Here is a 20,797-nt window from a genome sequence, read left to right as displayed (position 1 = left end):
AAGGTCGGGCGGCCACGCTTGTCGGCCGCTTACCGGCCCCGGCACAGTCCTGCACATCACAGCACCGCCGATTCCGTGGGCGGGCCGGGGCCTGATCGAAAGGTCACCCGGGAGCCGAATGCTCCTCGCCAACGCGCCTTCGTCCACAGTATGTTGAACGTTCGTCACCAATTGTGGCCAGCGGAGTCCCGGCCGCCCGCAGTGGGCAGCCGGCTCCGGTACGTCCGGCGAGGCCGGGTGTCCACGGGGAAGAGAACATGATGCGGGTGGAAGAGAGCACGGTCCGGCTGCCGCTCAACGAGGCGGCGTGGATCCGCGCCGTACGGACGGACCCGGTCGTCGAGGCGCTTCGGTCGGCGGGGTACGACGTGTCCGTCGACGCGCTGGACGCCGACGCCGGACCGGCGCCCGACTGGGCCGTCCGCGACGGAGAGGACGGGCGCGAGGACGGTCTCGGCTTGCGGCTGGGTCTCGGCTACCGGATCGGCGGCACCCTGCTGTGCACTGCGCGGATCTGGCTGCCGCAGGCGGTCTCCGTGCCGCAGGACCCGACCCTGTGGCCGCTGCGCCGCTGGGACGATCCGCTCCAGCTGGTCGACGACCTGCGCTGCCGGATGCCGTACGCCCAGGAGCGGGCCCGGTTCGGGCTGCACGGCGGGGAGCGGGTGCCGGTGCTCGAGCTGGAGCGCACCGGGGTGACGCTCACGGGCCGGATCACCGACCAGATGCTGCTGGTGCTGCCGGCCGACCGGGTCGTGCTGGGCCAGGGTGCGCTGCGCAGGCGCGGCAGCGCGGTGCCGGTGGCCTGACCTCAGGAGCCGCAGCGCGGTGCCGGCCTGATCTCGGGCGCGCTACGGCCGCCGGACATGGACCCGGAGGCGTACACGGCCGAGGGGCAGCTCACTGCTCCGGCCTGCGGCCGCCGCCCGTCGCGATCAGCGACAGCGGCGGCCGCAGGCTTTTCCGGGCCAGGACGTACGCGGCCTCCAGCCGGTCCCCGGCGTGCTCGTTCAGCGAACCGCGGGGGTGATCGCGCTGTCCCGGCTCCAGCGGGTGGCGCGCGCGGCCGTGGCTCTGCGCGAGCCCGGGTGTGTTCGCACATCGCAGCACATCGCAGCACATCGCAGCACATCGCCGACGCGGCGCCGGCGAAAAATACCGCCCGTCCTCTTTCCAAAAGGAAAAAGGACGGGCGGCTTTTTTGTGCCCGTGTGACCTGACCAGGTCCTGGCCATACTTTCCGGATTCGACGTCAGATGACAGAAAACAGGCCCGACTTTGTCGCGGAAATGTGGTGACTGCATCACGTGACGAAGTTCGAAGGTCGGTTTTGACCCATCAAATTGGGGCAAGGAAACTCGACTTGGGGTTCGATTCCCGGAAATCCGTGACGGGATCCGGAGTCGATGCACCGGAGCCGTAGCAACGATGGGGAATTCTCACGATGGAGGTCCTGGGTGACGAGTCATGCAATCTCGGAAAGGCCGACCGGATTCGGAGAAGTGCTTCCTGAGGGCGAAACGCAGCGCTGGCGAAGGCTGCCGGCTCTCCAGCAGCCGGAATGGGAGGACGCGGGGGCCGCAGCCGATGCGGTGCGCGAGCTCTCCCGGCGACCACCGCTCGTCGCGGTGGAGGAGATAAGGACCCTCGGCTATCTGCTGGCAGAGGTGGCCGAGGGGCTGCTCCACGTGGTCCAGGCGGGCGACTGTGCCGAGGATCCGCTCGAATGCCAGCCCGAGCACGTCATACGCAAGACAGCGCTGCTGGACGCTCTCGCCGGCGTCATGTCGCTGAACTCGCTGCGTCCGGTCCTTCAGGTGGGCCGGATGGCGGGGCAGTTCGGCAAGCCGCGCTCCAGTTCCACGGAGGTCGTCGGCGGGGTCGAACTGCCCGTCTACCGCGGCCACCTGGTCAACAGTCCCGAGGCAGACCCGGAGCTGCGCAGGCCGGACCCGCGCCGACTGCTGTCCGGGCATGATGCGGCGGCCACGGCGATGGACGCGCTGCGCTCGCGGTCCGTTCGTTCGCTCTCGCCGGTCGACGCACCGGTGTGGACGAGCCACGAGGCGCTGGTGCTCGACTACGAGCTCCCGCAGCTGCGCCGGGACGAGGAGGGACGTCTCTTCCTCACCTCGACGCACTGGCCGTGGATCGGCGACCGGACCAGGCAGCTGGACGGCGCTCACGTCGACCTGCTGGCCACCGTCGCCAACCCGGTGGCCTGCAAGGTGGGCCCGAGCATGGACCGCGACGGGCTGCTCGCCCTGTGCGAGCGGCTCGACCCGGACCGTACGCCCGGCCGGCTGACGCTCATCTCCCGGATGGGCGCCGACCGGGTCGCCGAGCGGCTGCCCGGCTTCGTCCGCGCGGTGCGCGAGGCCGGACACCCGGTCATCTGGATGTGCGACCCGATGCACGGCAACACCTTCAGTTCGCCTGACGGCTTCAAGACCCGCCTGGTCACCACGGTGGTCCGGGAGGTCGAGGAGTTCCAGAAGGCGGTCACCGAGGCCGGCGGCACGGCGGGCGGGCTGCACCTGGAGACCACGCCCGACGAGGTCTCCGAGTGTGTGCACGACGCCTCGCTGCTGGAGAGGGTCGGGGACAAGTACACGAGCCTGTGCGACCCGCGGCTCAATCCGGGACAGGCGCTGGAAGTCGCCTCCGCCTGGCACATGTAGGCGCCCGGCACAAGGAACGGCGCGAAACGCAACAAGTGACGGACACAACAACCGGCACGCCTCTGGAGAAACCGCACGGGTCCGGAATTCGTGCGGAAGGCACCCCCCGTAAATCCGCAGCAGGAAATGGCGGAAAGCCGCCGGGATTTCGTGGTGCGGCACAACAGTCCACGGAATCCCGGCGGCTCTGGCCGCCGCAATCCCCGAGCTTTGGGACCACGATGAATGTCGACAAGACGGAAAAGAAGGTAGCCCTCGTCACCGGTGCCGCGGGCGGCATCGGCGAAGCAGTGGTGCGCGCTCTGGCGGCCGACGGCGCCGCGGTCGCCATGGTCGACCGGAATCTGGAGCCACTGGAGGAACTGGCCAAGGAACTGCGCGCGGTGGGGCAGGTGGCCGAGGCCTACCCCGCGGATGTCACGGACAGCGCGGACGTCGAAGCCGTGGTGGACGCGGTCGAGCAGCAGCTCGGCGGCATCCAGTACCTGGTGAACGGCGCCGGCGTGCTCCGTCTCGGCAAGGCGAAGGCGCTCACGGACCACGACTGGGCCACCACCTTCGCGGTCAACACGAGCGGCGTGTTCTTCATGTCCCGCGCGGTGGTCAACCGCATGGTCGACCGGGGCTCCGGAGCGATCGTCACGATCGCCTCCAACGCCGCCGGCACGGCGCGTGTGGACATGTCCGCGTACTCGGCCTCCAAGGCCGCGTCCACCATGTTCACCAAGGTCCTCGGCCTCGAGGTCGCGCGGTACGGCATCCGCTGCAACGTGGTGGCGCCCGGCTCCACCGACACCCCGATGCTGACCTCCCTGTGGGACGACGGCAGCGCGGCGCGCTCTTCGATCGACGGCGTGCCCGGCGCCTTCCGGGTCGGCATCCCGATGGGACGGCTGGCCGCACCCTCGCACATCGCCGACGCCGTGCTGTTCCTCCTGTCCGACCGTGCCGCGCACATCACCATGCACGACCTCACGGTCGATGGCGGTGCGGCGCTCGGCCACTGACTGTCCGTCACCCAGAAGTCGAGAGGAAGATCCCGGATGGCTCTGCCCACGATCAGCCCCTATCCGATGCCGGGTCAGGGGGACATGCCCGAGAACATCGCGCAGTGGACCGTGGACCCGCAACGCGCGGTCCTGCTGATCCACGATATGCAGAAGTATTTCCTGCGGCCGTTCCCGGCCGGGGAGTCACCGGTGACCGACCTGGTCCGCAACGCCACCGCTTTGCGGGTGCGCTGCGCGGAACTCGGCATACCGGTGACGTACACCGCCCAGCCGGGCGGTATGACCGACGAGGAGCGCGGCCTGCTCAAGGACTTCTGGGGCCCCGGCATGACGGTGGAGCCGGAGCACCGGAAGGTCGTCGACGGCCTCACCCCGGCCGAGGGCGACACCGTCTTCACCAAGTGGCGCTACAGCGCCTTCTTCCGCACCGACCTGCTCGACCTGATGCGCAGTACGGGACGCGACCAGCTCATCGTCTGCGGGGTGTACGCGCACGTCGGCATCCTTATGACGACCACGGACGCCTTCACCCACGACATCCAGCCCTTCCTCGTGGGTGACGCCATCGCGGACTTCAGCCACGAGTACCACCGGATGGCACTCGAGTACGCGGCGCAGCGCTGCGCCATGACCGTGACCACGAAGACCGTGCTGGACCAGCTGGCTCCGGCGCAGAGCCGAGGGACGCGATGACCGACGACACCATCCTGGATCTGGTCCTGGCGGCGGATCCGCCTCCCTTCGCTCTGCTGCACCGCCCCGAGGCGGCCGGTGCGGACCGGGTCGACGTGCTCATCGGCGAGCTGTCCACGCCGACCGTGCTCGCGGACGTGCCCTCCAGCGGCGGTGTACGGATGGCCGGCACCGGGCGCGCCGAGCACGACGTGCTCGTGGTCGTGCCCTACCGCCAGATCACCGAGCGCGGTTACGCGGCGGCTGACGACGGCGCCCCGCTGATCACCCTGTCCGTGCGCGACCAGGATTCCGTGCCGCTGCTGGAGGTGCTGGACCGGCTGCCGGACCAGGCCATCTCGGTGTCGGAAGGCGCCTTCGACGTCGACGACGACACCTACGCACAGACCGTGCGGGAGATCCTCGCCGAGGAGATCGGCACCGGTGAGGGCGCCAACTTCGTCATCCGAAGGTCCTTCGTCGCGGATATCGGCGACTGGTCCCCGACGGCCGCGCTGACCTTCTTCCGCCGCCTGCTCGAGGGCGAGCGCGGTGCCTACTGGACGTTCGTCGTGCACACCGGCGACCGTACGTTCGTCGGCGCCAGCCCTGAGCGGCACGTGAGCCTGCACGGCGGCACCGCCGTGATGAATCCCATCAGCGGCACCTACCGCTATCCGGCCACCGGACCGACGCTGGAGGGCGTGACCGCCTTCCTCGCCGACCCGAAGGAGGCCGACGAGCTCTACATGGTGGTCGACGAAGAGCTCAAGATGATGGCCGGGATCTGCGACGGCGGCGGTCGCGTGGTGGGCCCCTACCTCAAGGAGATGGCCCGCCTCGCGCACACCGAGTACTTCATCGAGGGACGCAGCACCCGCGACCCGCGGGAGATCCTGCGCGACACCATGTTCGCCCCGACGGTTACCGGCAGCCCGCTGGAGAGCGCGGCGAAGGTGATCGCCAAGTACGAGCCCCAGGGCCGTGGTTACTACAGCGGGGTGCTGGCCCTCATCGGCCGGGACGCCGAGGGCGGCCCGACCCTGGACTCGGCCATCATGATCAGGACCGCGGAGATCTCCGCCGCCGGCCGGGTCACCATCGGCGTCGGCGCCACGCTGGTCAGGGACTCCAAGCCGGAGTCCGAGGTGGCCGAGACGCGCGCCAAGGCGTCCGGGCTGCTCGCCGCGCTCGGCGCGACCGAGACCGGGCTCGCCCGGCACCCGGACGTGCTGGCCGCGCTGGACCAGCGCAACCGGTCGATCTCGGCGTACTGGCTCCAGGAGCCGGGCGCCCGGGACCGCACGGTGCCCGCGCTCGCCGGCCGGAAGGTCCTCGTCGTCGACGCCGAGGACACCTTCACAGGCATGCTGGCGCACCAGCTGCGCTCGCTGGGCATGGAGGTGACGGTCCGGCGCTTCGACGAGGAGTACACCTTCGACGGACGCGACCTGGTCGTGCTCGGGCCCGGCCCCGGCGATCCGCGCGATGTGGACCACCCGAAGATCGCCCACCTGCACGGCGCGACCAGGGAACTGCTGGCGAAGGGCATCCCGTTCCTCTCGGTGTGCCTGAGCCATCAGGTGCTCAGCACGATCCTCGGCCTCGACCTGGTCCGCAGGGACCGGCCCAACCAGGGCGTGCAGCGGAAGATCGACCTGTTCGGCAGGCCCGAACAGGTGGGCTTCTACAACACCTTCGCCGCGCGCAGCGCCACCGAGACCGTGCGGCCCGAGCTCATCGGGGCACCCGTCGGCGTGAGCCGGGACCCGGCGACCGGCGAAGTGCACGGACTGCGCGGACCGGGCTTCCGCTCGGTGCAGTTCCACCCGGAATCGATCCTGACCGAGGACGGCGTGCGGATCATCGGTGATCTGCTCACCCCCCTGACGGCCGACTGATCCAGGGGCAGTTCCTGCCCCGGTCGGCCCGCCGGTCCGGCGTCATCCCCCGCCGCCGGACCGGCACGGACGGCGGACCGCGGGCGTGTGTTCCCTCCCCCTGACACCCCGCCCGCGGCCGCTGCTCCACAGACCGACAGCAGACCGGACAGCAGACCGAGAACAGACCGCACAGCAGACCGAGAACAGACCGCACAGCAGACCGAGAACAGACCGGACAACGGACCGGACAACAGACCCGACACAGGCGGGTGTTCACCGCCGAGGAGGAACAGCCATGCATGCCGTAGTCGTCTGGTGGGAGCTCGCGGGCACCGGCCGCACCATAGCCGGGCTGCGCGAATTCCTCCGGGACGAGGCCGTGGACCGGTTCGCGGCCGTCCCCGGACTGGTGCTCAAGACCTGGATCTCCGACGAGGCCGGCCAGCGCTGGGGAGCGATCTTCCTGTGGGAGTCCGCCGAGGCGGCCGCCCAGCCGATCCCCACCCGCGCGGCCGAGATCATCGGAGCACCGCCCGGTCACCGCCACGCCTTCGACGTGGAGGCCACCGTCCAGGGTGTGCACACCCTGGACTCGCTCGCCGGACACGGCCGTGCCCTCGCGTCCTGACCGCCGTCCCGCCGCCGTGCTCATCGGCGCGCCGGGTGCGGGGAAGACCACGGTGGGGCGGCTGCTCGCCGGCCTGTTCGGCGTCGGCTTCCGGGACACGGACGCCGACCTGGAGGCGGCGGCGGGCAGGGCGATCCCCGACATCCTGCACCGCACGGGTGAGGCGCACTTCCGGCTGCTGGAGCGGGCCGCGGTGCACCGTGCGCTGGCCACCCACGCGGGCGTCCTCGCGCTCGGCGGCGGGTCGGTTCTGGACTCCTCGGTGCAGCAGGCGCTGCGCTCGCACACGGTCGTCCATCTCGCCGTGCCGCTGGAGCAGTTGCTGGCCCGCATCGGCGACGCGTCGAGCCGTCCGCTGCTCGCCGACGACCCGGACGGACGGCTGCGCACGGTTCTCGGCGTACGCACACCGATCTACCGCAGACTGGCCCGCCACACCGTGACGGTGGGGACCGGGGAGCGCCCCGAGGAGGTGGCCGGCCGGATCGCCGCGCTGCTCTCCGGGCGGTCCGCGGGGGCCTTCCCACGAGCGAAGGAGCCCGTGTGAGCACCGTATTCCCAGGTCTCGTGCCCGCCTCTCCCGAGGCGCTCGGCGGGCGGCATCCGCTGCGCGTCAGAGCGGGCGGTGAGCGGCCGTACGACGTGCTGATCGGCCAGAAGGCCGCCTCCGCGGTCATCAGCCTTCTTCCGGAGCGGGCGAAGACGGTCGCCCTCGTCATCGACGAGTCCCTGAGCTGTCAGGTGCGGTCGATCCGCGCGGCGCTGGAGGCCGACGACCGCCGTGTCGCCGTGCTCCAGATCCCGCAGGGCGAGTCGGCCAAGCAGATCGGCGTCCTGGCCGGCGTCTGGTCCCGGTTGGCCGCGGCCGGGGTCACCGGCGCGGACGTCGTGGTCGCCTTCGGCGGCGGCGCGACGCTGGACCTCGCCGGCTTCGCCGCGGCGACCTGGCGGCGCGGTGTGCCGCTGGTCCTGGTGCCGACGACGCTGCTCGGCATGGTCGACGCGGCCGTCGGCGGCGCCGCCGGCATCAACGTGCCCGAAGGCCGGGAGTTGGTGGGCGTGTGGCATCCGCCGGCGGGGGTGGTCTGCGATCCGGAGCTGCTCGCGACGGTCCCCGAAGGGGGGCATCTCGGCGGGCTCGCCGAGATGATCAAGGCGGGCTTCGTGGGCGACCCCGTGATCCTGGACCTGATCGCCGCGGATCCGGTGCGGGCCACCCGTCCGGCCGGCTGCGACGCCGCCGGACTGATCGAGCGCGCCGTACGGGTCAAGACCGCCGCCCTCGGCCGGCAGGACGGCGAGGCGGCGTGGAGCCTCGCCTACGGGCACACCCTCGGCCGAGCGATCGAGCGCGTGGAGCACTACCGCGTACCGCCGGGGCACGCCCTGGCCGTGGGCATGGTCTTCGCCGCCGAACTGGCCCGGCTCGCGGACCGGCTGGACGACGAGTCCGTGGAACGCCACCGCGAGGTGCTCGCCGCCGTCGGACTGCCCACGTCGTACCCGCGCGAGGCATGGGCCGGGCTGCGGAAGGTCCTGACGGCCGGCTCCGGGGACGACGCGGCGCCGCTGGTCGTGCTCGACGCCATCGGCAGGCCCGGTCTGCTGCACGACCCGGAGGGGGCGCTGCAGGACGAGGCGTATCGCCGGATGAGCTCGTGAGCGCCGTGCGGAGGCCGCCCGGCCGGCGCCCCCCGGACCGGCGTCCTCCGACGGCCGGCCGGGAGATTCACAGCATGCGCGGTACGGAAGAAGTGCACGACGAGTTTTCGGTGACCAGCGACTGACAAAAAACCGACCATCATCCTTGTTTTGGAGCCCCGAGAGGGCCGCTGTGCGGTGACCCACTCGGGGCTTTGAGCTGCCCGTTGCCTTCTTCCCCCGTCGCCCTGTCTGCATATGCCAAGGGCCCACCCCCTTGACCTGACGAACTGTGACTGGCCTGTTTCGAATAAAAACCGACTGCGTGGTTTGGTATGGTGGTCGAGTTGGCCAGGTCAGGCACTCCGCGGCGAGCCCGCACCGAGTCCGCTGACCAGGTCGCATCCAGGGAAGGGGGCCCTGTGGAAGGGACCAGGCACAGGGAAGGACGACCGGACATCGCCTGGGGCGATGTCGACGACAACTTCGTGACCGAGTTCTCCAAGCGCATGCTCACGTCACTGCCGCGCCGGGATCAGCGCGAGCGCGGCGAGTGGTACATCTCCGGACTGCTCTCGATTCCCGGGCGCAAGTCCATGCGGTCGATCGCCTCGGTGATCGGCGGGGGAGCTGCCGAGCAGCGGCTGCACCACTTCATCAGCAAGTCTTCGTGGGACTGGCTCGCGGTCCGCAGAGCACTGGCCGGCCACCTGGACCGGACGCTGCTGCCGCACGCCTGGGTGGTCCGGCCGATGTACGTGGTCAAGACCGGTGAGCACACGGTGGGGGTCGAGGAGTCCTTCGTGCCGCAGCTCGGCCGGGTCGTCAACAGCCAGAAGTCCTACGGCGTCTGGCTGGCCAACGAGGAGCAGAGCGCACCCATCAACTGGCGGCTGATCCTCCCGACGGACTGGCTCCAGGACAAGGAACGGCGCAGGCGCGCGGAGATACCCGACGGCGAGGGCGAGGCCGATCCCGGCGCCGTCGCCCTGCACACCGTCCTGGAACCGCTGCGCGCCTGGGGACTGCGCTGCCGCCCGGTGGTGATGGACGCACGCGACCACGACGCGGCCGTGCTCGCGCGGAACTTCGCGCGCAAGGGTGTCCCGTTCGTCCTGCGCATTGGCGGCACGACCCTGCTCGTGCCCAACGACACGCTGTCCACCGGACACGCCGAACGACGTCTCCAGGCCCAGCAGTTGATCGAGTGGGTGAAGAAGGCGTCCCGGCAGGTCGGCTGGGTCGATCCGAACAGCTCGATCAACCGTTCGGCGCTCGTGACCGGTACGCGGGTCAGCCTGCCCGCTCCGGGCGGCGGGCTGCCGCTGCAACTGGCGGGTGCCTGGTCGGGATGGGAGCGGCAGCCGGGGGAGCTGTGGCTGACCAACCTGACCGACGCACCGCCCGCCGTGCTGCTGAGGCTCGGCAGGCTCACCGAACGGGTCGAGCACGACTTCGCCGAGATCAGCACCCGGGTCGGCGTACGGGACTTCGAGGGCCGTACGTTCGGCGGCTGGCACCGTCATGTCACGCTCAGCTCCGTGGCGCACGCCATCGTGACGCTCTCCGCCGCACGCCACCAGGAAGAGCGCAGTGCACGCAGCCTGATCCGCTCCGCCTGAGCGGCCGGGGCCGATGAGCCCCGGACCCGGCCCGCGGCGTTCCCCGCGCTGCGGCTCCGGCGTGCCCGCCCCGGGTTCCTCCCGCGCGCGCTTGCCTGCGGCGAGGTCCCGGAGAGAGGGTCTAGGCGGCCCTTCGGTCGATCTCCGTGCCCACGGCGCGGCGCATGTCCTCAACCGGCACGTCCGAGCGACCGGTCATCAACTCGACCTGACGGACCGCCTGATGCAGCAGCATCGCGTGCCCGCCGACCGAGCGTGCGCCGCCGAAGCGTGCGGCCCTCGCGAGCCGCGTCGGCCAGCTCGTGTACACGACGTCGAAGACGTCGGCGCCGCTGCGCGCGATCGCTCCGGCGTACGGATCGGCCGCGCCCTGCGGCAGAGTGGAGACGACCAGGCGCGCGCCGGCGAGGGCGTCGCCCAGCTTGTCGAACGTGTGGAAGCGCACGGCCACACCGAGCCGCGTGGCGGCCGCGCACACCAGGGCACCGCGGCTGAGCTCCCGTACGACGACCGGGATGTCGGTCTGCCCGAGCTCCCTCAGCGCCGCCAGCGCCGAGCACGCGGTCGCGCCGCCGCCCAGGATCACGGCGTCGGGCCGGCCGTCGCCGCCCAGGTCCTCCTCGCGCAGCGCGGTGACGATGCCGTGGACGTCGGTGTTGTCGCCGTACCGCCTGCCGTCGCGCAGCACCACGGTGTTCGCGCCGCCGACGTCCAGCGCCAGCGGCGTCACCTCGTCGACGTGCGGCAGCACCGCGCGCTTCAGCGGCATGGTCAGGGACAGCCCCGCCCACGACTCGTCGAGCGAGTCCAGCAGCGCGGGCAGCCCTTTTTCGTCGCACTCGACGGACGAGTACGACCACGCAAGGCCGAGGGCGGCATAGGCGGCGCGGTGCAGTACGGGGGAGAGGGAGTGCGCGACGGGCGAGCCCAGCACTGCCGCACGCATTCCGCTGCGTGGCCTGGACGAGGCGGGTTGCCGGGGGGAGAGGCGAGCGGTGCTCATGTCGGTGCTCCTTGTCGGATCGGCCGGGGCGGAAGACGACGGCGGTACGGCCGTGGGGGGCGCCGGGGCCTGGGCGATCACAAAGGGCAACGGCCGCAGGGGGACCACCCGGCGGTCGAGGTCCGGGGGGCAGGTACGAGCACTCCCGGCGGGCGGGAACGACCGCACGGATTGCCGGCTTCCGTTATCTGACACAGCGTGACGCGTGGCGCTTGACGCGTGCATGCATCGGCCGATACTTCGTCAGTTGCCTCCCCCTCGTGAACGAGCAGATTCCCGCGGCGCGCGCCGCAGGGCCTTCCGTTCGGGGGGCCGACTGCCCATCCGGAGTCCTGCGTCGAAGTCTTGCGCCGGATCCACAGACCGACACCGCCGGCCGACGGCCAGAAGGTTCTTCGCGGCGTTCACGTCCCGGTCGTGCCAGTTCAGCGGGCGGTGCCGGGCCGGTGTGCGGTCTTGGCACCGTCGGGCCGCAGGCACGGCGAGGCAGGTCTCCCGCCGCACGTGACGAAATCGCCGCGAATCGTTTGAGAGCTCAATGACCGGTGGGGGATGGTCAGGTGCGGTTCCGAACCGACCATGCACCGCATTTCCGACAAGGAGCGCACCACCGTGACCAACGTCGCAGTCATTTACTACTCGTCCACCGGTAACGTCCACAAGCTCGCCCTGGCCGCCGCCGAGTCGGCGGAGAAGGCGGGCGCCGAGGTCCGGCTGCGCCAGGTGGCGGAGCTGGCTCCGGAGGCCGCCATCGCCTCCAATGCGGCCTGGTCCGCGCACCGCGAGGCCACGAAGGACATCGCCGTGGCGTCCCTGGACGACCTGGTCTGGGCCGATGTCATCCTCTTCGGCACGCCCACCCGCTACGGCCTGCCGGCCGCCCAGCTCAAGCAGTTCATCGACACCACGGGCGGCATCTGGGCCCAGGGCAAGCTGGTGAACAAGGTGGTCTCCTCGTTCACCTCGACCTCACAGACCCACGGCGGCCAGGAGAGCACCATCCTGGCGCTCAACAACACCTTCTACCACTGGGGCGCGATCATCGTTCCGCCCGGCTTCGCCGACGGTATCCAGTTCGACATCAAGAACGGCAACCCGTACGGCGCCAGCCACGTCGGCTACAACAACGAGGTTCCCGGCACCGAGAACCTGGCCGCCGCCGAGTTCCAGGCCCGTCGTGCCGTGGAGATCGGGACCGCGCTGAAGCGCGGGCTCGAGGCCGCGTCCTGATCCAAGGGCTCCTCCTGCTGCGTGCCGCGGGCGCGGGCGGACCCACGAGCCCTCGCGCCTCCGGCCGCAGGGGCAGGGCGGGGCGGGGACCTCTCCCCTCGTCCGACGGCCCAGGTCCGCCCCGTTCGTCGACACACCACAGGGAGCCAGTGCTGTGAAACGCGCGTTATTCCACCTGCCGGTGGTGCTGACGGTCGCCCTCGTCGCGGCCCTCATGCCCGCAGCCGCGGGGTCGGCCTCCCCGTCCGGAGCCGACACCCGCGCCCGCACGACCTGGGACGACTTCCAGGGCGGATTCGACCACACCGGCGACGACGCCAAGTGGTCGCTGACGCCGCTGGGTCCCTTCCCCCACGGCGACGGCCTGACCTCCACCTCGCGGACGGGGCTGCATGTCGTGCCCACCGGCACGCATCCCGCGACCGGCGCCCCTGCCTTCGCCTACACCACGGGCAAGGAGTCCGACGGTGGCAACGGCAACCTCGACCACATCAAGTGGCTCGCCCTCGCCAACCACCCGGCAAGCAGCGGCGTCCTGGGATTCGACGCCACGCCCGGCACGGTGCTGACGTTCGACTCGACCTTCAGCGCACGGACGTTCGGAACCGAGCAGCATCCGTTCGGCGACGCCGTGGCGAACCCGCGCGTCGACCTGCGGCTCGCGGCGGGCGCGATGACCACGATCGACCTGGAGTCGAACATGGTCTTCGACTTCTTTGTCACCAACGGCTGGATATACGCCCTCTACGAGCGGCTGCCCACCCCCGGTGCCGACCACGTGGCCTTCTCCTATGCCCTGCCGGTCAAGCGGCGCCTCAGCGCCGACCAGGTCGACGATCTGGCCATCTCCTACGACCGCGCCGCGGGCACGGTGGTGTGGAAGGTGGACGGCCGCGAGGTCTACAAGGTCGACAGGATCGGCTTCCGGCCCAAGGACCGCACCCATCTCCTCATCGACCTCGGCGGGCGCGAGGAACTGATCGCGCCGCGCCAACTTGCGGCGGGATTCGGCATGTTCACGCTCCTCGACGCAGACGCGCCCAACCTGGGCGACACGGCTGCGAAGGCCGACGGCGCCCTGGTGAAGCTCACCGACACCACCTCGTACCACGACCCCGATGCCGGCGTGCCGGTGCCGCAGACCTTCGTCGACCCGGACAGCCGGCCCGGCAACAGGCTCTGGGGACAGGGCGCGCGGCTGGACGTGCGCCAACTGAGCGTAACCGGCGCCCGGTTCTGACGCCCGAGCCCCCCGCTCAGGAGCCCCGCTTTTCCTTTCCCGGTCCGACCGGGAAAGGAAAAGCGGGGCCTTTTCCATGAGCTTGGGCATTTCCGGCCAACTGACGAAGTAACCGGCCACGCATTGATCGAAGGCCCTGGCGCGGCGCAGAGTTGAGGGGACTCCAGAGGTTATTCGCATCGCTTACTTGCGAACGGAATGAATTGCTCACGGTCGTCCAGCGGTGTGAATCCACTGTCCCGTCCGCAGAGCATCGGCCCCTTCAGCCCGCTCCCAGGAGAATCCTGATGACAGCACGATTCACCGGCAAGGTCGCACTCGTCACCGGAGGTGGTTCCGGTACCGGCAGGGCGACCGCGCTGGCCTTCGCCAGGGAGGGCGCCACAGTCGTGGTCGCCGGGCGGGAACCCCGGGACCTGACGGACACCGTCACCCTGATCGAGAAGGAGGGCGGCAAGGCCGACGCCGTCATGGCCGACGTGACGCACGCACTGGACGTCATAAGGCTCGTGAAATCAACGGTGGAACGCCACGGCGGACTGCACATCGCTTTCAACAACGCCTGCTGGGTCCCCCACCCCCACATGATCGCGGAAACCTGCGAAGCCGTCTGGGGTGAAGTCCTTTCCACCAATCTCACCGGCGTCTGGCTGCTGATGAAGCACGAGATCGCCCATATGCGGGAGCACGGCGGCGGTGTGATCGTCAATCACTCCACCAATGTCAGCGTGAACGGCCGCCGGCTCGGATTCGGCGCCTATGCGTCCACGAAAGCGGCGCTGTCCGCTCTCACCCGGACCGCCGCACAGGAGCACATCGGCGAGGGCATTCGCATCAACTCGATCAGCCCCGGTGACGTGGAGGCCACCAACGGCCGCGCGGAATGGGAGGAGCACGTGAAGACGTCGGCCCCGGCCGGCCGGGTGGCGCGCACCGAGGAGATCGCCGACACCGTGACATGGCTCGCCGGCCCCGAGTCCAAGTTCGTCGTCGGCCACGACCTGGTACTGGACGGCGGGGTGACCCTCTGATGTCCGGCATACGAGCCCGAGCGGCCCGTATCCCAGGGTCCAAGTCGCTCACCAACCGGGCCCTGCTGCTGGCCGCCGCGGCCGACGGGACGAGCGAGCTGGCCGCTCCTCTGGTCAGCGACGACACGGTCGCCTTCCGTCAGGCGCTCATCGGCCTCGGCGTCGGCGTCGAGGTGCGCGACGACCGCTGGACGGTGACGGGACTCGGCCGGGCGCCGCGGACCGGAGCGGCCGTCTGGTGCGCCGACGCGGGCACAGCGGCACGCTTCCTGCCCGTCCTCGCCGCGGCGGGCGAGGGCGAGTTCCACTTCGACGGGTCCGATCAGCTCAGGGCCCGGCCGCTCGGCCCTCTCACCCGCGCCCTGGTCGAACTGGGCGCACGCGTGGAGACGGGTGACGGCGGCGGACTGCCGCTGCACATCACCGCGCGGGGACTGGCGGGCGGCGAGCTGACGCTCGACTCCTCGGTCAGCAGCCAGTACCTCACCGGCCTGCTGCTGTCCGCGCCGCTGATGCGCGAGCCGCTGACCGTCGTCGCGCAGGGGCTGGTCAGCCGCCCGTACATCGACATGACGACGGCGCTGATGCGCCGGTTCGGCGCCCGGGTCGGCATCGACGCCGAGGGCAGGCTGCGGGTGGAGCGCGGGGGCTACACCGGCACCGGGCTGCGGATCGAGCCGGACGCCTCCACCGCCTCGTACGTCTTCGCCGCCGCCGCGGTCACCGGTACCGCCGTCACCGTGCCCCACCTGGGCAAGGACAGCCTCCAGGGCGATCTGCGGTTCGCCGGGGTGCTGGCCCGTACCGGCGCCGAGGTCGAGATCGGCCCGGACGCCACGACGGTCACCGGCACCGGGCGGCTGTCCGGCGGCTTCGACGTCGACATGGGAGACATCTCCGACACCTTCATGACCCTGGCCGCTGTCGCTCCTCTGGCCGACGGCCCGATCACCGTTCACGGCATCCGCCACGCACGGTTCAAGGAGTCCGACCGGATCACCGCGATCGCGGCGAACCTGCGCGCGGGCGGCATCAGGGTCGAAGAGGGCGAGGACCGGATCACCGTCCACCCCGGACGGATGGCGCCGACAGAGATCGCCTGCCACCGCGACCACCGTATCGCCATGGCCTTCTCCGTCCTCGGGCTCTGCACCCCCGGGATCACCCTCGACGACCCGGACTGCGTCGCCAAGACCTTCCCCGGCTTCCACGAGGAGCTCACAAGGCTCTTCGGCCCGCAGGCGAGCTTCCCCGCGCCGGCGCGCTGAGCCCGGCGCGGCACCCACGGGGCGCACGGCACTGCACCGCACCGACGGGGCGCACGGCACTGCACCGCACCCAGGGCACGCACCGCACGGCATGCACGGCACAGCAGACGCCCAACGAGCAGCAGACACACGTAGCGAGAAAAGAGAGCGAGATGACGGACATCATCATTGCGGGCGGTGGGATCGGCGGTCTCGCGGCGGCCCTGAGCATCTCCCGCCGCGGCCACCGGGTCACGGTCCTGGAGGCACGCGACACCTTCACCGAAATCGGCGCCGGCATTCAGCTCGGCCCGAACGCCTTCCAGGCACTGGACCAGCTCGGCGTCGGCGACGAGGTCCGCGCCCGCGCCGTGCACATCGACGAACTGCGCTTCATGGACGGCACCACGGGCGAGAAGGTCGCCTCCATGCCGCTCACGGGCGAGTACCGCCGCCGCTTCGGCAACCCGTACGCGGTCGTCCACCGGATCGACCTCTACGCGCCGCTGCTCCAGGCGTGCCGCGCCGTCGACACGATCGAACTGCGCACCAACGCGTCGGTCCTGAGCTACGAGCAGAACGCCGGCTCGGTCACCGTACGTCTCACCTCGGGCGAGGAGGTCACCGGCGCCGCGCTCATAGGCGCCGACGGCATCAACTCCTTCGTCCGCAAGCAGCTCGTCGGGGACGGCTTCCCGCGCGTGTCCGGGCACACCATCTACCGCTCGGTGATCCCGATGGAGCAGGTCCCCGAGGAGCTGCGCTGGAACACCGTCACGCTGTGGGCCGGGCCCAAGTGGCACTTCGTCCACTACCCCATCGGCGAGGGCAAGTTCCTCAACCTCGCCGCCACCCGCGACGACGGCGCCACGAAGGCCGTCCTCGGCGAACCGGTCGCCAAGGAGCGCGTGCTCGGCGAGTTCCCCGAGCTGGGTGAGACCGCACGCCGCCTGCTGAACCTCGGCGAGGACTGGCGCAGCTGGGTCCTGTGCGACCGCGACCCGGTCGCGAACTGGGCCGACGGCCGGGTCGTCCTCGTCGGCGACGCCGCCCACCCGATGCTCCAGTACGCGGCCCAGGGCGCCTGCCAGGCGGTCGAGGACGCGGTCGTGCTCGGGGAGCTGATCGGCACCGAGGCGTCCGAGTTCGAGGTGAACTTCCAGAAGTTCAACGCCGAACGCCGCGAGCGCACCGCCGCCACCCAGCGGGTGGCACGCGAGATGGGCCGGCAGCTGTACCACCCGGCGGGCGAGGCGGCCAAGGAGCGCAACGCGATGCTGGCTTCCCTCAGCGCCGACGACATGTACGACAAGGTCGACTGGCTGCACGGAAGCAAGGTCGGCGTCCCCGGCCACGTGGCCCCGCCCGTTCCCGCAGGACTGATCTGATCATGGGCAGTCTGCGCTGGCTCACCGCGGGTGAGTCGCACGGTCCGGCGCTGGTCGCGACGCTGGAGGGGCTGCCGGCCGGTGTTCCGGTCACCACGGAGGTGGTGGCCGGCGCGCTGGCGCGGCGGCGTCTCGGGTACGGCCGCGGCGCACGGATGAAGTTCGAGCGGGACGAGGTGACCTTCCTCGGCGGCGTCCGGCACGGCCTGACCCAGGGCGGTCCGGTCGCCGTCATGGTCGGCAACACCGAGTGGCCCAAGTGGGAGCAGGTGATGTCGGCGGACCCGGTCGATCCGGAGGTGCTGTCGAACCTGGCCCGGCACGCTCCCCTGACCCGGCCGCGGCCCGGTCACGCCGACCTGGCCGGTATGCAGAAGTACGGCTTCGACGACGCGCGCCCCGTGCTGGAGCGGGCCAGTGCCCGCGAGACCGCGGCGCGCGTGGCGCTGGGCGCGGTGGCCCGTGCGTTCCTCAGGGAAACGGCCGGGATCGAGGTCCTGTCCCACGTGGTGGAGCTCGGGGCCGCGCGGACACCGTCCGGGACGCTGCCGGTCCCCGGCGACGTGGACCGCCTGGACGCGGACCCGGTGCGCTGCCTGGACGAGGCCGGGAGCAAGGCGATGGTCGCCGAGATCGACCAGGCCCACAAGGACGGCGACACCCTCGGCGGCGTGGTGGAGGTCCTCGCGTACGGCGTGCCCGTCGGTCTGGGCTCGCACGTCCACTGGGACCGCAGGCTCGACGCCCGGCTGGCCGCCGCGCTCATGGGCATCCAGGCCATCAAGGGCGTCGAGGTCGGCGACGGCTTCGACCTCGCCCGGGTGCCCGGTTCCGCGGCGCACGACGAGATCGTGCGCACGGAGCAGGGTGTGCGCCGCACCTCGGGCCGCTCCGGTGGCACCGAGGGCGGGATGTCGACGGGCGACGTGCTGCGGGTGCGGGCGGCGATGAAGCCGATCGCGACCGTGCCCAAGGCGCTCGCGACCTTCGACATCCGCACCGGTGAGCCGGCCAAGGCGCACCACCAGCGCTCCGACGTGTGCGCGGTGCCCGCGGCCGGGATCGTCGCCGAGGCGATGGTCGCGCTGGTGCTCGCGGACGCCGTCGCCGAGAAGTTCGGCGGCGACAGCGTCACCGAGACCCGCCGCAACATCGGTTCCTACCTGGACACGCTCGCCGTCCGCTGACGGGGAAGTCCGCGGCCGGGCCGTCCGGCCGCGGACCTGACCAAGTAGCGGCGCACCGGTTCGGTGCGGGGAGCCGCGAGGGAACACTGGGCGCCGTGAGGCAGACGACGGAGGGGGCGCGGCGAGCATCGCCTCTCGCGGGACCCGTACCGGCAAGCCGGCCACCGGAGTGAGTCCGGGCGGAGATGGGATGGACAGCATGCAGTTCGGCATATTCAGCATCGGGGACGTGGGCAGGGACCCGAACACCGGCCGCGCGCCCAGCGAGCACGAGCGCATCAAGGCGATGGTCGCGCTCGCCGAGAAGGCCGAGGAGATCGGTCTGGACGTGTTCGCCACCGGCGAGCACCACAACCCGCCGTTCGTACCGTCGTCCCCGACGACGCTGCTCGGCCACATCGCGGCGCGGACGCAGCGGATCATCCTGTCCACCGCCACCACGCTGATCACCACCAACGACCCGGTGAAGATCGCCGAGGACTACGCGATGCTCCAGCACCTCGCGGACGGCCGGGTCGACCTGATGATGGGCCGCGGCAACACCGCCCCGGTGTACCCCTGGTTCGGCAAGGACATCCGCCAGGGCATCCCGCTCGCCGTCGAGAACTACGCGCTGCTGCACCGGCTGTGGCGCGAGGAGTCGGTGGACTGGGAGGGCCGGTTCCGTACGCCGCTGCAGAGCTTCACGGCGACACCCCGGCCGCTGGACGGAGTGCCGCCGTTCGTCTGGCACGGCTCCATCCGCTCCCCGGAGATCGCCGAGCAGGCCGCGTACTACGGCGACGGCTTCTTCGCGAACCACATCTTCTGGCCCAAGGAGCATTTCGTCCGGCTGGTCAATCTGTACCGGGAGCGTTACGCGCACCACGGGCACGGCGCGCCCGAGCAGGCGGTCGTCGGACTCGGCGGCCAGTTCTTCCTGCGGAAGAATTCCCAGGACGCGGTCCGGGAATTCCGCCCCTACTTCGACAACGCCCCTCTGTACGGCGGCGCCCGTCTGGAAGATTTTATGGAGCAGACACCGCTGAGTGTCGGCTCCCCGCAGGAAGTGATCGACAAGACGCTTGGATTCCGGGAGACATTCGGCGACTACCAGCGACAGCTGTTCATCGTCGACGCGCACTCGATTCCGCTGAAGACCGCACTGGAACAACTCGACCTGTTCGGCGAGGAGGTGCTCCCGGTGCTCCGCAAGGAGTTCGCCGCGGGCCGCCCGGCGGACGCGCCCGCGGGGCCCACCCATGCCGAGCGGGTGGCCCGGCGGGACCGGGAGCGCGCCGCGCAATAGGAGCAAGGGGAGTGGAGCAGGGGCTCACCGGCCACAGCCGGCAGGCCCCTGCTCCGTACGTGGGTCACGGCTCCGTTCGATCCGCGCCCGGCCCCGTCGTCACGTCGCCGCCGCGAAAATGACGAAGTCCCGTGCGTCCGCTGACACACCCGCGCGGCGGTGGCCACACTGGCCGGGCCGCGCTACGGCCGGCGGTGGTTCTCCCCGGCCTCGGGCACGGCCCGGACTCCAGGAAAGAGGACCCTGATGAACCCCTTGGCCGACGCCCAGCCCCAGTCGGTGACGCACGCGACCCCGGCGGACGACTCGCTCCTCTCCTCCGAACCACGGACCGTGACCGTGTGGTCGGACATCGGCTGCCCCTGGGCGACGCTGGCGCTGCACACCCTGCACGCGGCCGCGAATCAGCGGGGCGCCGAACTCGTCGTGGACCACCGGGCCTTCCCGCTGGAGCTGTTCAACAGCCAGTCCACGCCCAAGCCCATCATCGACGCCGAGGTCGTGGCGATAGGCGCCAAGGTGCCCGCGCTGGGCTGGCGGCTGTGGTCGGCACCCGAGCACGCCTACCCGGTCACCACCCTGCCCGCGATGGAGGCGGTCCAGGCGGCGAAGGCCCCCGAAGTGGGCGGACTGCGCGCCTCCGACCAGCTCGACGCCGCGCTACGGCACGCGTTCTACGCCGAGAGCCGGTGCGTCAGCATCACCTCCGAGATCCTCGCGGTGGCCGAGGCGTGCCCGCTCGTGGACGGCAAGGCGCTGGCCGAGGCCCTCGAGCGCGGCGAGGGGCGGGCCACCGTGCACCGCCACTTCGCCGTGGCGCAGGGCCCCCGCGTCCAGGGCAGCCCCCATCTGTTCACGGCGGCCGGCGTCGACGTGCACAACCCCGGTGCCGACTTCCGCTGGACGGCGAACCCCCAGAAGGGCGGCTTCCCGGACTTCCGCGCGTACTCCGCCGACTGGGCCGACGAAGTCCTCGACTCCGTCGCCGGACCGCAGAAGCGATGACAGGTCGTCAATTCATCTGTCGGCACCACCTGACAGAGTAA

The 20,797-nt window shown here is 71.0% G+C and carries 19 protein-coding genes; 17 read left to right on the top strand and 2 right to left on the bottom strand.

What is annotated here, in order from left to right:
• Positions 1-266 precede the first annotated feature (266 nt).
• Complete coding sequence (locus tag J7E88_RS28240) at positions 267-809, top strand: hypothetical protein (RefSeq protein WP_215186019.1); 543 nt, start codon at positions 267-269, stop codon at positions 807-809.
• A 91-nt stretch (positions 810-900) separates the two neighbouring features.
• Here J7E88_RS28240 and J7E88_RS28235 read toward each other — a convergent pair whose 3' ends face one another.
• Positions 901-1,110 carry a hypothetical protein gene (locus J7E88_RS28235; RefSeq protein WP_215186017.1) on the bottom strand — a complete coding sequence of 70 codons (210 nt, stop codon included), beginning with the start codon at positions 1,108-1,110 and terminating at the stop codon, positions 901-903.
• Between the two features lie 347 nt (positions 1,111-1,457).
• On the opposite strand from J7E88_RS28235, the gene J7E88_RS28230 reads away from it, so the two are divergent.
• From J7E88_RS28230 to J7E88_RS28195, 8 genes are all read left to right on the top strand, one after another.
• Positions 1,458-2,681, top strand: coding sequence for a 3-deoxy-7-phosphoheptulonate synthase (locus tag J7E88_RS28230; protein ID WP_308307638.1), 1,224 nt, complete (start codon positions 1,458-1,460; stop codon positions 2,679-2,681).
• Positions 2,682-2,902: 221 nt separating this feature from the next.
• On the top strand, positions 2,903-3,688 hold the full coding sequence (locus J7E88_RS28225; protein ID WP_215186013.1) for a 2,3-dihydro-2,3-dihydroxybenzoate dehydrogenase: 786 nt from the start codon (positions 2,903-2,905) through the stop codon (positions 3,686-3,688).
• A gap of 36 nt (positions 3,689-3,724) precedes the next feature.
• Positions 3,725-4,384, top strand: coding sequence for an isochorismatase family protein (locus tag J7E88_RS28220; protein WP_215186011.1), 660 nt, complete (start codon positions 3,725-3,727; stop codon positions 4,382-4,384).
• Positions 4,381-6,264: an anthranilate synthase family protein gene (locus J7E88_RS28215; protein WP_215186009.1), complete on the top strand. Its 1,884-nt coding sequence runs from the start codon at positions 4,381-4,383 to the stop codon at positions 6,262-6,264. The genes J7E88_RS28220 and J7E88_RS28215 overlap by 4 nt, the downstream gene beginning before the upstream one ends.
• 277 nt (positions 6,265-6,541) lie before the next feature.
• On the top strand, positions 6,542-6,874 hold the full coding sequence (locus J7E88_RS28210; protein ID WP_215186007.1) for a YdhR family protein: 333 nt from the start codon (positions 6,542-6,544) through the stop codon (positions 6,872-6,874).
• Positions 6,858-7,421 carry a shikimate kinase gene (locus tag J7E88_RS28205; protein ID WP_215186005.1) on the top strand — a complete coding sequence of 188 codons (564 nt, stop codon included), beginning with the start codon at positions 6,858-6,860 and terminating at the stop codon, positions 7,419-7,421. Before J7E88_RS28210 ends, J7E88_RS28205 begins: the two co-directional genes overlap by 17 nt.
• Complete coding sequence (locus J7E88_RS28200; protein WP_215186003.1) at positions 7,418-8,536, top strand: 3-dehydroquinate synthase; 1,119 nt, start codon at positions 7,418-7,420, stop codon at positions 8,534-8,536. Before J7E88_RS28205 ends, J7E88_RS28200 begins: the two co-directional genes overlap by 4 nt.
• 401 nt (positions 8,537-8,937) lie before the next feature.
• A complete protein-coding gene (locus J7E88_RS28195; RefSeq protein ID WP_308307637.1) occupies positions 8,938-10,137 on the top strand; it encodes a transposase in 1,200 nt (399 codons plus the stop codon).
• Between the two features lie 121 nt (positions 10,138-10,258).
• Here the strand turns inward: J7E88_RS28195 and J7E88_RS28190 are convergent, their stop codons facing one another.
• The gene (locus tag J7E88_RS28190; protein ID WP_215185998.1) at positions 10,259-11,140 is read right to left on the bottom strand and encodes a shikimate dehydrogenase; all 882 of its coding nucleotides are present in this window, start codon (positions 11,138-11,140) and stop codon (positions 10,259-10,261) included.
• Positions 11,141-11,752: 612 nt separating this feature from the next.
• On the opposite strand from J7E88_RS28190, the gene wrbA reads away from it, so the two are divergent.
• The 8 genes from wrbA (at position 11,753) to J7E88_RS28150 (ending at position 20,756) form a co-directional block, all read left to right on the top strand.
• Complete coding sequence (gene wrbA, locus J7E88_RS28185; RefSeq protein ID WP_215185996.1) at positions 11,753-12,370, top strand: NAD(P)H:quinone oxidoreductase; 618 nt, start codon at positions 11,753-11,755, stop codon at positions 12,368-12,370.
• A 154-nt stretch (positions 12,371-12,524) separates the two neighbouring features.
• Positions 12,525-13,610: a DUF6081 family protein gene (locus J7E88_RS28180; RefSeq protein WP_215185994.1), complete on the top strand. Its 1,086-nt coding sequence runs from the start codon at positions 12,525-12,527 to the stop codon at positions 13,608-13,610.
• Positions 13,611-13,897: 287 nt separating this feature from the next.
• Positions 13,898-14,641: an SDR family NAD(P)-dependent oxidoreductase gene (locus J7E88_RS28175; RefSeq protein ID WP_215185992.1), complete on the top strand. Its 744-nt coding sequence runs from the start codon at positions 13,898-13,900 to the stop codon at positions 14,639-14,641.
• Positions 14,641-15,909: a 3-phosphoshikimate 1-carboxyvinyltransferase gene (aroA, locus tag J7E88_RS28170; protein ID WP_215185990.1), complete on the top strand. Its 1,269-nt coding sequence runs from the start codon at positions 14,641-14,643 to the stop codon at positions 15,907-15,909. The genes J7E88_RS28175 and aroA overlap by 1 nt, the downstream gene beginning before the upstream one ends.
• Positions 15,910-16,061: 152 nt before the next feature.
• Complete coding sequence (locus J7E88_RS28165) at positions 16,062-17,276, top strand: 3-hydroxybenzoate 6-monooxygenase (protein ID WP_215185988.1); 1,215 nt, start codon at positions 16,062-16,064, stop codon at positions 17,274-17,276.
• Between the two features lie 2 nt (positions 17,277-17,278).
• The gene (aroC, locus tag J7E88_RS28160) at positions 17,279-18,463 is read left to right on the top strand and encodes a chorismate synthase (RefSeq protein WP_215185986.1); all 1,185 of its coding nucleotides are present in this window, start codon (positions 17,279-17,281) and stop codon (positions 18,461-18,463) included.
• Between the two features lie 199 nt (positions 18,464-18,662).
• Positions 18,663-19,751: an LLM class flavin-dependent oxidoreductase gene (locus J7E88_RS28155; RefSeq protein ID WP_215185984.1), complete on the top strand. Its 1,089-nt coding sequence runs from the start codon at positions 18,663-18,665 to the stop codon at positions 19,749-19,751.
• Between the two features lie 246 nt (positions 19,752-19,997).
• Positions 19,998-20,756 (top strand): DsbA family protein, encoded by a 759-nt coding sequence (locus J7E88_RS28150; RefSeq protein WP_215185982.1) that lies wholly within the window; start codon positions 19,998-20,000, stop codon positions 20,754-20,756.
• The last annotated feature ends 41 nt before the right edge of the window (positions 20,757-20,797 follow it).

It is taken from the genome of Streptomyces sp. ISL-10 (assembly GCF_018614575.1).
Lineage (GTDB): Bacteria > Actinomycetota > Actinomycetes > Streptomycetales > Streptomycetaceae > Streptomyces.
This window is presented reverse-complemented; position numbering and strand designations above follow the sequence as displayed.

Bases quoted from the DNA above. Each gene is read 5' to 3' on its own strand.
- J7E88_RS28225 (WP_215186013.1), top strand. From the start codon at position 2,903: ATGAATGTCGACAAGACGGAAAAGAAGGTAGCCCTCGTCACCGGTGCC.
- J7E88_RS28220 (WP_215186011.1), top strand. From the start codon at position 3,725: ATGGCTCTGCCCACGATCAGCCCCTATCCGATGCCGGGTCAGGGGGAC.
- J7E88_RS28215 (WP_215186009.1), top strand. From the start codon at position 4,381: ATGACCGACGACACCATCCTGGATCTGGTCCTGGCGGCGGATCCGCCT.
- J7E88_RS28210 (WP_215186007.1), top strand. From the start codon at position 6,542: ATGCATGCCGTAGTCGTCTGGTGGGAGCTCGCGGGCACCGGCCGCACC.
- J7E88_RS28190 (WP_215185998.1), bottom strand. From the start codon at position 11,140: ATGAGCACCGCTCGCCTCTCCCCCCGGCAACCCGCCTCGTCCAGGCCA.
- J7E88_RS28175 (WP_215185992.1), top strand. From the start codon at position 13,898: ATGACAGCACGATTCACCGGCAAGGTCGCACTCGTCACCGGAGGTGGT.
- aroA (WP_215185990.1), top strand. From the start codon at position 14,641: ATGTCCGGCATACGAGCCCGAGCGGCCCGTATCCCAGGGTCCAAGTCG.
- J7E88_RS28165 (WP_215185988.1), top strand. From the start codon at position 16,062: ATGACGGACATCATCATTGCGGGCGGTGGGATCGGCGGTCTCGCGGCG.
- aroC (WP_215185986.1), top strand. From the start codon at position 17,279: ATGGGCAGTCTGCGCTGGCTCACCGCGGGTGAGTCGCACGGTCCGGCG.
- J7E88_RS28155 (WP_215185984.1), top strand. From the start codon at position 18,663: ATGCAGTTCGGCATATTCAGCATCGGGGACGTGGGCAGGGACCCGAAC.
- J7E88_RS28150 (WP_215185982.1), top strand. From the start codon at position 19,998: ATGAACCCCTTGGCCGACGCCCAGCCCCAGTCGGTGACGCACGCGACC.